General features: G+C 47.6%; 5 protein-coding genes. 3 read left to right on the top strand and 2 right to left on the bottom strand.

Annotation, left to right across the window (positions count from 1 at the left end; genetic code table 11):
• Nucleotides 1-1,272 precede the first annotated feature (1,272 nt).
• Both QZ735_RS02050 and QZ735_RS02055 read right to left on the bottom strand, forming a co-directional pair.
• On the bottom strand, nt 1,273-1,911 hold the full coding sequence (locus QZ735_RS02050) for a response regulator transcription factor (protein ID WP_294243700.1): 639 nt from the start codon (nt 1,909-1,911) through the stop codon (nt 1,273-1,275).
• On the bottom strand, nt 1,893-4,880 hold the full coding sequence (locus tag QZ735_RS02055) for an ATP-binding protein (RefSeq protein ID WP_294243702.1): 2,988 nt from the start codon (nt 4,878-4,880) through the stop codon (nt 1,893-1,895). Before QZ735_RS02055 ends, QZ735_RS02050 begins: the two co-directional genes overlap by 19 nt.
• A 194-nt stretch (nt 4,881-5,074) precedes the next feature.
• On the opposite strand from QZ735_RS02055, the gene QZ735_RS02060 reads away from it, so the two are divergent.
• The 3 genes from QZ735_RS02060 (at nt 5,075) to pilV (ending at nt 10,206) form a co-directional block, all read left to right on the top strand.
• Nucleotides 5,075-5,632 (top strand): hypothetical protein, encoded by a 558-nt coding sequence (locus QZ735_RS02060; protein ID WP_294243704.1) that lies wholly within the window; start codon nt 5,075-5,077, stop codon nt 5,630-5,632.
• Nucleotides 5,633-6,549: 917 nt separating this feature from the next.
• Nucleotides 6,550-7,986 (top strand): hypothetical protein, encoded by a 1,437-nt coding sequence (locus tag QZ735_RS02065; protein WP_294243706.1) that lies wholly within the window; start codon nt 6,550-6,552, stop codon nt 7,984-7,986.
• A gap of 384 nt (nt 7,987-8,370) precedes the next feature.
• Entirely contained in the window at nt 8,371-10,206 is a 1,836-nt protein-coding gene (pilV, locus tag QZ735_RS02070; RefSeq protein ID WP_294243708.1) for a shufflon system plasmid conjugative transfer pilus tip adhesin PilV, read from the top strand.
• Nucleotides 10,207-11,255 lie beyond the last annotated feature (1,049 nt).

The raw sequence follows: 11,255 nt of genomic DNA on the forward strand, positions 1-11,255 counted from the left end.
GGGCGACCCGCGGTGCCAGAAATCCGCGCCCAACCGGAGACATGTCCAGAACAGCGCTGGGATCCGGCGAAGCAGTGTTAATACCCACCTGGGAAAACAGCCAGCCGGAACCCAGCAGCAGCAATCCTAAAGGTAAAAGAATCGTTTTCTTTGTCATAGTATATCATTTTATCTTATAAAAACTTAGAAATACCGGTTAAATAAAGGAATACCAATCAATTAACTAATGAATCAGATAACGAAAAAACAGGATTACCGCCGCTTCAATGCGGAAACCTGCTTTGTCGAAACAGCGGGTGCAATCATCAGCTTTTCATCCTTTTATCCGCTCTTTTACAGGTTCTTACCGGCCGTTTTCACAGGCAGGAATGAATCAATCTGTTTCTGTCACTTTTTCATACAGGATTCCCGGCCGTTCCGGCCTGTTCATCCCTTCTTCAGAGATCCTGTCATCTGATGGCCGTTATGATCTGTTTCCTGAATATAAACCCGCTGTACCGCCAAAAATAAGAAAAAATTCTACTTACAACAGGTTTCCAATGAAATTCTTTCGCAAATCGTACACCTATGGTTCATTTTTTACTTTTGCTGTTCAGCCGTCGCCATCCGGAATTATATACGGAAAATGTGACGGGACAGATGTGGGAAGCTTTAAAATCAGGTTACATTTTAAACGGGTCGGCAGTCTGTTTAAGATCCTGCCTTCGTATCCTCCCATATGACCTGTATAGCTGCCCTGCACCAAGGCTATCAGATCCAATAAAAAAGAACGGGTTTTACCCGTTCTTAATGATGTTACGGCCCTGCAGTAAACTAAGTTCGATATAAAAGTCAATAGGATTGATATCAGCCTATGTATTATGGGATGCCTGATGATCCGGCACAGCTGAATGCGGATAGATTTTGGGCTAAAGCCGAAGGTACACCACTATCATGACGTCGGGCTAAAGCCGACGCTATTGATGGATGCAACTTATTCATTGTGAACTCAGATTGATGACCGGATGGATTAACAGGAATAAAGCCGGAAGTTCCTTTTGCCGCAGTAACGGTCAGCAGTCTTGTGTGGGAAATGATCATATTCTTTTCTTCGAAGACTAATGCTTTTTAGAAAGGCGTAACCGATTTTCTGTCCTGTATTTCACATAAAGCATTTAGAACCAGTTTAATAGTATCGGATTCACGTTAGTACGCTATGGGCCTTCGTTAAAAGCAGATGAACCGTAATCAGGAATCAGGCGGCTACCGGCCGCCTGACATCATCGTGTCACTTCACATCCTGTTGCTCTGTTCTTCGAGATTCCGGAATTCCAGGTGAATCTTGACCAGCTCCGCCACATTGTCTACTTTCATCTTCGCGAAGATCCTTTTCTTATAGGTGGTCACCGTACCGGGTTTCAGCGACAGGAGATTGGTGATTTCAAGATTGCCCTTCCCTTCCACCAGGTACATGAAGACTTCGTATTCCCGTGCCGAAAGGATCTGCTGGGGACCGATCCTTTCAAAAAGCGAACGCGGGCTTCCGGCCTGCTCTTCCGGAAATGAGGAACCCTTGGAGTACAGCAATTGTACGGCATCCATGATCTGATCATAGCTGCACTGCTTGCTGAGGAATCCGTCTGCCCCTTCGCTGATCAGCTGGCGTACGGTCTCTCCTGTAAATCCTGAAAACAGGAGGATCTTCATGCCGGGATTCAGCAGTTTCATATGTTTAATAACCGATCGCTGTACGCCCCGCATCTGGATATCCATAATCATCAGGTCGATGGCTTTTTCGGAAATAATTTTTTCGGCTTCAAAATAGTTTTCGGCGAAATCTATTTCCACATCGCGGTAATTTTCCTCGAATGCTACAGCGACCCCTAATCGTACAATGGAATGGTCGTCGGCAATTAAAATTTTTCTGAACATAGGTTTTTTATTTTGATGGTTACCAGGGTGCCCTGAAACCGGTTAGTATCGAATTTTATGTTAGCGTTTATTTTCTTGATAAGGCGGATGACCAGGTGGAGGCCCAGCCCGAAATGCCGGAACACCATGTCTTTCCCGTCGTCCGATTCGTACAGGGCGTTGTAATACTCCAGCTGTTCCGCCTGCATGCCCGTACCCGTATCGGAAAGCCTGATGGTTACGGTATCTCCTTCTGCCTGTGCATCGAATATGATCATCCCTTCCATCGTATATTTTACGGCATTATCCAGCAGGTTCTGGAGAATGATGCCGATAATGGATTCGCTGATCACCATATGGAGATCCGGCGGTATATTATTGATGATCCGGATATGGTTATAACTCGCCAGGTCTGCAAAAAGGCGGATCCTGCTGTCGGTAAGCTCCCGCAAGGCGTATTCTTTTTCTGCGCAGATCCTGCTGCTGTTAAATACTTCCCGGTATTCCCGCAGGTGGAGCGTAAGGTTGTACAGCTCTTCCGTAGAACGGTGCATGCTGTCGAAGTATTTTCTGTGGAGGTCCGGGTTTTTGGTTTTTGCCATCACCTGCGAGAGATTGGACAGGTGCCTGATCGGCGTGGTAATATCATGGGTAATGGCCTGGAAAAGGTCTTCCTGGTAGCCTGTTTCTTTTTCGAGTTCTATTTCGGTCTGTTCCAACTTGTGCATTACAGATTCTATCAAATCTTCCTGATGGTTGAACTTCCTCAGGATTTTCCAACTGGTTACGATCAAGGCAATGATCACGATGAAGCCCAGCAGCATCCTGAACCAGGCCGTCTCGTAAAAATAGGGCTGTATGTAAAACGGGATTTCCTTATAGGTGAACTGCCCGCTGCCGGTAAGGACGCGGACGTTCAGGACATGAGCGCCGGAAGGGATTTTCTCCAGGACGAAGGTGCGGTCTTCTTCCAGCGGCGTCCAGTTCTTCTCCTGGCGGCTGTCCATCTGCCCCTCTATTATCAGGTTGTCTTCGTTACCGTAGAATGGGATATCAACAAAGAGTTCCGCACGGTAGAAATCCCGGGCAAGGGACAACTTACCGGTAAAGGTGCGGACCATTTTCCCGGTCTTTATCCTTTCCACGAAAATGTCACCGGCAGACGGCAGCGGGCTGGGAACCTGCTCGGGCCGGAAAAACACCGGGCCCTCCATAGAAGGATAGACGAAATGGCCGTCGCCCAGCAGCATGGCTCCCGGCCTTCCGCCCCCGTTGAACTCATTGGTATGCAGCCCGTCCCGGGTGGAATAGCGGTAGTAAAAGACTTCCCTGGCCGGATTTCGGGCATAGGCATACAGGTTACCTTTATGGGTCTTATAGAGGCCGTTGTTGGTGGAGATCCATAAAAAGCCCTTTCCATCTTCAAGGATATCATGGGATGAAGCCAGGTTGCGGTTTTTATCAACGGGCATCCGGATCAGTTTCAGGCCGTCCATCAGGAAGAAACCGTCTGCATGGCTGATGGCCCAGAAGCTGCCGTCGCGGGTCCTGGATATGTTTTTAATGCCGGTACTGCCGATCTTTCTCAGGCTTCCGTTCTTATCCAGCAGGTACAGGCCATCCTGGCAGCCTACCAGCAGTTCATTTTCCCTGTATCTCCGGACGCAGTTGGCACTGCCGGCAAGCGGATAGGTCCTTTTCACTGCTGAAAAGCTGCCGTCTTTGAATTCGATCAGCAGGTCTGTGCTGTTTTTACGGGTACTGATGAAATACCGGTTTCCGGAGCGGAAGATGTATCGGACATTAAAATCAAAAGACCGCTTGCGGAAGGGTTTGAAAGAAGGGTGCCGGTAAAAGGTCATCGTGCTGTCTTTGAAACAGATCAGGTTCCGGTGTTCATCGTACAGCATGCTGTTGGGGTTATTGGGCTTCTTGAAATCCAGGTCTTTTACCAGGCGGAACGAATCGAAAACCAGGCCTTCGGGGGTGACTGCTTCCGTGCAGCTGTACGGCAGCAGCGCGTAGACAAGGGGCAGGCGGTTCTGTTCGGTACTCTTCACGCAGGAAAAGTTCAGCAGCTTCAGTACCTGCAGTCCCTTCGTCAGGCTTCCCAGGTACAGGAATTTGTATTGCGCATCATAATACATGGAATAAAACTGGTGGTTGCCGAAGCCGGGATAGCGGAGGAGCTTTTCTCCGGACAGCAGGCTGCCGTCATAGCTTACCCGGTAAATTCCGTCGGTACGGATTAGGAATACCTGGCCGCTTACCTGTTCCCAATAGATCCGGCTCCCGGGTTCCGAAAACAGGGCACATGCCGTCCTACGGGCTTTACCGCCGTTAAGGGCGGTGATCTGCCGGCTGCGGGCATCGCGGATAAATAAGGTTTCACCGAATGTAAAGACTTCGCTCATATACTCCGGATCAAAGTGCGTGGCAGCCGCCTGAGCCGGTTTTCCTTCGGAAAGGTAGCTTATTCTGCCTTTGGAGAACAAATACGTACCTGTGCGCAGGGAGACCATGTAAAAACCGTCGGAGGTTTTTTTCCCCAGATTGGTTTTGCGGTAAAAGCTGTAAAGCTGCCCGGCGATCATCTTCCCGTTATCAACCGGGTGCCGCACAAGCTTTGCCGGAGAGCGGCCCCGGATCAGCACGGCATCCTGGCTGTATTCATTGAAGATGACGAGGCTGTCCTTCTCCCGGCTCCCGGAAAACGTCATGAAATGGGAATTGCCGGTATTCAGCTCGCGGTAGGTGAGGAAATTCCGGCCGTCGTAGCGTACAACCCCCTGCTCCGTTGCAAGCCAGAGGTAGCCGTAGCGGTCTTTTACGATATCCTTGATGCTGTTCTGCGGAAGGCCGTTGTCTGTGGTATACCATTCTGATACATACTGCTGGCCATTCAGCCTACCACAAAAAACAGCAAAAAGTAGAGTTATTATCCCAAAAATACCATTTAATAAAGTAGACTTATAATTCTCTGAGATCATGGTTTCAAAAATTATTAATGCTATAAAAGTATAATTAAAATGCAAGATAACATGCATCGTATTAAACTTTTTACAAAAAAGACTCAAAAATGATACATTTTTTAAGACCTTAAAACGGATCGATAAGAATATCTTTACAGACGAAAACAGTGTTGTTAAATACACCTGAAATAATACACGGAATAATTCCACTTATGTTAGATGTACGCCATAATAAATACCCTTTTTACAGGTCTTTCCTCAGGAAAGTGCTGATGGGCCTGATGCTTTTACCGGGCATTCTCGGCGCACAGGAAATTTACGATCCTGGCAACAGTTTATATGTTAAGCCCGGTACGGAAATCCACATGGAAACTTCTTCCCGGGAGACCTCTTTACCGGCAAAAAAACCGGCATCGGCGTTCCGGAAACAGCGGAAAATGGCTGATATGGGCTACGGAAAAAGACGGAAGCCCGCCGAAAAACGGCAGCAAAAGATGGCAGCTCCTGAAAAAGAAGCACAGGAACCGGCTTTTGTATATACCGGCAAAGAAACCTCGCATTTTACCTCCGGGCGGCAGGAAACCCATATCGGGATCCTCGCACCCGTACAGTATACCTCAAAAGCTGCCGCAGCTGCCCTGATGCCTCACAGCATCGCCCGCATCCTCTCGGCGGAAGATTTTACGCAACACAAATATCTATATAAGGAATCCCATAGGCATGAAGGGATCTCCTACCCTAACTCCTGCCGGCCGCCGCCTTATGCCTGATATTCCTGTCAGGTTCATCTTAGTGGTTTTTGTTCAACGGCGGCCGCAACGGGAGACTGGCTGGCTTCGAGAGCCTCAGCCACCAGACAACGGATCAGTACCGGACTGAAATGAAGCTTAACGCATGGCTATAAATCTTCGATTTTTATCTTATGTGATCTGAAATATGCGCTAAGCCGGACACTTAAAACTTATGTGACTCATGTGTCAAAAAGCTTTTGTGACTTTTGTGGTTTAGAAACCATGACTCCGGCTACGCTCAGCCACCATCAGGAGCATCACTCTACGGAATAAGGTAAGCAGCTCTGCATCATCAGCCACGCCGTCAAAAATTCAGGGAATTTTTGCTACTCCTCCGGTGGAGGGGAATTTCCGTTAAGCGTATCGGATGGCTGCTGCTGATGGCTTTTGGAATTCCGCAAAGACGCGAAAGAATACCGGAAAGACCGTGGTATAAGGCGCAAGGAATTTGACAAAGTCAAATTTGTATGCCTTTTTAAAGGAGAAACGTAATCCGGATGAATAGATGATGTAAAGCCCGGAGACGTACAGATCATTCAGAATTGAATGCTACTAAAATCTGCGTAATTTGCTTAATCTGCGGGCGTATATTCATTCCCTACTGCTGAATCATGCCACCGGATGTACAATGCATTTTCCGTTATGGTCATCTGCGTTCCAAAATTTTATCTCCGATAAAATCTTTGCGCCTTTTCCCATACAGCATTCAGAAATTCTTTGCGCCTTAGCGTTTTTCCAACAATGAGCATTCACCTAAACGCAGATCTGATTCAACAGGACAAAATTTGAAGAACAACCATAGCCAAATTGACCATTCACCATTCACAAAAAAAGCCCTGCAGGGTGCAGGCAACCCAAAACAAGTTCAATTAACAGACAATAAAAAAATTCAAAACATGAAAAAACAACTCCTTACGATTCTGGCGGTTTCTTTCAGCGGGATCGCTTTCGCACAGGTCGGTATCAACAACACCACACCGGCTTCTACCCTGGATATTACCGCCAAAGCCGCTACCGGGGCCACCACCACGCCGGAAGGGCTCCTGATCCCGCGCGTAGACCGGCAGAGAGCCGGAAGCATGACTTCCGTGCCGACTTCTACCATGATCTACGTCAATGACATCAGCACCGGATCTGCTTCCGGAACGGCCGTGAACATCGATGCCGTAGGATTCTATTATTATAACGGGGTGGCCTGGACCAAAATGGGTGCCGGATCCGCCGCGGCCGTTACCGCCAACAACGGGCTTACCCTGGCCTCAGGAAACATCCAGCTGGGCGGCGCTTTAACGCAGCCTACCTTAATTAGCGGGCTGACCGCTACCAACACCCTGGCCTTTACCGGAACCGGCAACAATGCTTTCTCCGTAGACGGGAACACGTTCTCCGTGGATGCCACCAACCACAGCATCGGGATCGGGACCAGTGCGCCGAACGGGAGATTTGAAATCGTGGGAACCGGTGGTGCCGATGATGATTTTTATCTGACGTCCAATGGTACCACCAGCAGCAGCTTTGCCGCTTCCCTTTTCCTGAGACGCTCCGCAGGGACACCGGCCGCTCCGGCCATCGTACGGAACGGCGATACCGTAGGGGAAATGAATTTCGATGCCTACAACGGGTCTTCTTACCTGCATGTCGCCAAGATCTCCTCCGTGATCAACGGTACCCCTTCTGCCGGTTCCGTTCCTACCGACCTGTTTTTATCAACCGGAACCCTGACGCCGGTGGAAAGGCTGAGGATCAACTCCGCAGGAAACGTAGGGATCGCCAACAACGCCCCGGCTGCTACCTTAGACGTGGCTGCCAAAGCCGCTACCGGGACTACTACCGGTGTAGATGGGGTCCTGATCCCACGCGTAACCCGCGAGCGTGCTGCCAGCATGACCTCCGTACCGGTGTCTACCCTGGTCTACATCAGTGAAGTGGCAACGGGTGCACAATCCGGTGCTACCGCCAATGTGGATGCTGCAGGATTCTATTACAGCGACGGCTCCGTATGGCAGAAGCTGGGCGGTTCCTCTGCCGCACCGGTGTACCAGAACATCCGCGGGAATGTAAATACCCTGCCTACTTCCACTACATCCTATACCGTACAGCCTTCTGATTATACGATTGTAACAACCGCATCAACCGCCGTTACCATTACCTTCCCTACTGCCGGCTTTACCGCTGCGGATGCAGGGAAAACAGTATACGTATACAATGATAACTCAGCAGCCGTAGGAAACAGCTTCAGCGGAATCGCCAATGGAGTACTCACCAATAATCAGTACCGGGGTATCGGACCTTTCATGTGGACCGGGAGCAAATGGATTATTGTAAGTAAATAAAAACAGCGCAGGTTTTATCTGAAACCATCATTTTTTCATCATTTGTGTTTTTTGAGCAGCCGGCAGGCAGGCGTTTCCTGCCGCTGCTCTTTTATCAGCCGTCCATGCTTCATTTTCAGGTACCGGATCATGATAAAAGACAGATACGTAACCCATGTATAAAGTCTAAGTGTTAAAGAGTGTATAACCGGATAACAGAATACCGATATACTTACCAAAAAGATCAATACGAAACGAAAGGCCTATCAGATACATTGTATAACAGGACATTTTACATTATACATTGTACAATGAGAAAACAATATATTTTACAGGGTACACTCATACTTTTTACATTATACATCAATACATTATACATTTTACAAGAAAATTAAATCTACAGCAATGAAAAAAAACATACTTACGGTCGCCGCCCTCATGGCTTTTGCCGGGATGCAGGCGCAGATCCAGATCAACAACGGTACCAACAATACCATCACCAATTCCAACGTCATCCTCGACGGAAGTACCTCCTTCTCCACCGAGGCCGGCGCCGGACCCAACGTAGGGAAAGGCATCATCATCCCTTCCGTGAACCTCGTCAACTTTGAGTTCGACCTTACCCTGGCCGACGGCAGCACCTTCCCTACCTATTTCGACGGGATGATCGTCTACAACAACGCCACCGGGAACACCCTCACCACCGGGAACCGTCCTTCCTCCTCCCTGGCCGTGACCCCGGGCTATTATTATTTCTCCAACCCCAACGGCGCCAGCAACGGCAACATCACCGGCGGACAGTGGAAAGCCATGGGCGGAACCGCCTCAGGAGGTGATAACCTTGGAGACCATGTGGCCACCAAAGACCTAGCTATGAACACCCACGCCATCCGCCTCAAGGATGCCGGTGACACCAACAACGAGCTGGTTTACAACTCCACCGTAGACGGCCCGAGGCTCTTCGGCGGCGGCGGCGGGTATCTAGGGACTTCCAATGGGACGAATGCGCTGACTTGGGATAGTAATGGAGATGTTACAAGTGCAGGAACAATACACACAGGAAATGGAAAATGGCTTTTTGTAGAAGGAAGTAATTCGGGAATCTATTGGCCGCAATTTTCCGGAGGATGGTTGATGAATGATACTTCATGGTTAAGGGTAGTAAATGATAAAGGGATCTATACCGGAGGTAAAATTCAATCCGGAGCGGATATCGCAGCAGGAAATAACATAACTTCTGTCGGAAGCATTTCCGCTGGAACAACTTTATCTTCTACAGGAGATATTACTTCCAGTACTGGAAATATTTATGCAGGAAATAATAAATGGTTTTATGTTCCCGGCTCTAATTCTGGTATTTACTGGCCTGATCAGTCTGGAGGATGGATGATGAATGATACATCGTGGATGAGAGTTGTTAATGACAAGGGCATTTATACCGGAGGCGACATAGAAATTGGTGGTAATGTAACTTCCGGTTCAAGCAAATGGTTTAATGTCCGAGGTACAGGAACAGGGATCTACTGGCCTGATCATTCTGGAGGATGGATGATGAATGATAATAATTGGATGAAAGTTGTAAATGATAAGGGTATTTATACTGGCGGGAAAATTCAATCCGGATCAGATATAGCTGCTGGAAATAATGTAACTTCTGTCGGAAGTATTTCAGCAGGAACAACTTTATCTGCTACAGGAGATATTACATCCAGTGGCGGAAATATTTATGCAGGAAATGGAAAATGGTTTTATGTACCTGGATCCAATTCAGGTATTTATTGGCCTAACTATTCAGGTGGATGGAGAATGGATGATACTACATGGATGAAAGTTGTTAATGACAAAGGCATATATACTGGGGGGAACTTACAAATCGGAGGAACCGGATATTTTGGTGGTACAGTAACTACTCCTCGCGTTCAGGGCCCATCCGACCGCCGCTTTAAAAAAGACATCACCCCGATCTATAATGCTACCGAAAAGCTCAACCAGCTGAACGGCTACACCTACACCTGGAAGGACAAAAAGGAATTCCCGGGTCAGACCCTGGGAACCGGCAAAGATATGGGGGTCATCGCCCAGGAAGTGGAAAGGGTATTCCCGGATGCTGTAATGACCAACAAGGAAGGCTACAAATCCGTGAACTACAATGCCCTCATCCCGGTGCTCATTGAGTCCCTGAAGGAAGCGCATAAGGAAATAAAGGAGCTGAAAGAGGAAATGAATAGGAAGCTGAAGTAAAGTAAAGGAAACAGCAGCTTCGGGAGACTTCACCAGGAACGTCATAAACCACCCCGTCAAAAATGCGCTGCATTTTCGCCACCCCTCCGGTGGAGGGGAATGGTACCGGGGCGTTGAGGCAGGAGGAGGATGGGCTTCGGCACGGTGGCTTCGGGAGCCTCAGCCACCGGCAGAAGCTGACCGCTTAACGAATAGAAAAAATCTTTGATTTTTTAAGTTTATGTGATCTGAAATATTCACCAGGCAGGAAACTTAAAATCTTATTTGGCTTATGCGTCAAAAAGCTTTTGTGACTTTTGACTGCGTCGAACCTCCGGTTTGTGGTTTAGAAATAGTATGCAGGAAGGTAACCGTTTCTTTAACCACAAAAGAAACAAAAGATATTCATACTGCAGAGTAAAGTTAAATGTGACAGGCTGAAAAGTCCACAAAAGTTTTTAAAAACCTCGAAGAGGTTCGCGAATTCCTTCGATAATATAATAGCAATGAGACAAATCAGAGATTTTTAATCTTATGTGATCTAAAGTATTCACAAAGCAGGAAACTTAAAATCTTATGTGGCTGATGTGCCAAAAAGCTTTTGTGACTTTTGACTCCGTCGAACCTCCGGTTTGTGGTTCATATTCAGCAGCTGGCAGTTAAGATCAATCTGATGTGCCTGATGTGTTAAAGATCACGGATACCGATAACAGACGAAACGTTTGTGTTTTTTCAAGGAGTGCCGGGGCGGGATTTCATTTCCAGACCCATTCCCGTTCCCGGGCTCCGCTGAAAACCAAAGGAATCATAAGTAACAGATTTTACATGGTAAATAACCCATATACCGGCAACACCGTATACATTATACCTCAAAACATTAATACATTATACATTCATACTTTTTACATTATACATCAATACATTATACATTAATACATTATACAACAATACTTTTTACAAAAAAATTAAACCAACAGCAATGAAAAAAAACATACTTACGGTCGCCGCCCTCATGGCTTTTGCCGGGATGCAGGCGCAGATCCAGATCAACAACGGTACCAACAATACCA

The organism is uncultured Chryseobacterium sp., assembly GCF_913776365.1.
In the GTDB taxonomy this organism is placed as follows: Bacteria; Bacteroidota; Bacteroidia; order Flavobacteriales; family Weeksellaceae; genus Chryseobacterium.

Coding starts and splice junctions, on each gene's coding strand:
- pilV (WP_294243708.1), top strand. CDS start 8,371: ATGAAAAAAAACATACTTACGGTCGCCGCCCTCATGGCTTTTGCCGGG.
- QZ735_RS02050 (WP_294243700.1), bottom strand. CDS start 1,911: ATGTTCAGAAAAATTTTAATTGCCGACGACCATTCCATTGTACGATTA.
- QZ735_RS02055 (WP_294243702.1), bottom strand. CDS start 4,880: ATGATCTCAGAGAATTATAAGTCTACTTTATTAAATGGTATTTTTGGG.
- QZ735_RS02065 (WP_294243706.1), top strand. CDS start 6,550: ATGAAAAAACAACTCCTTACGATTCTGGCGGTTTCTTTCAGCGGGATC.
- QZ735_RS02060 (WP_294243704.1), top strand. CDS start 5,075: ATGTTAGATGTACGCCATAATAAATACCCTTTTTACAGGTCTTTCCTC.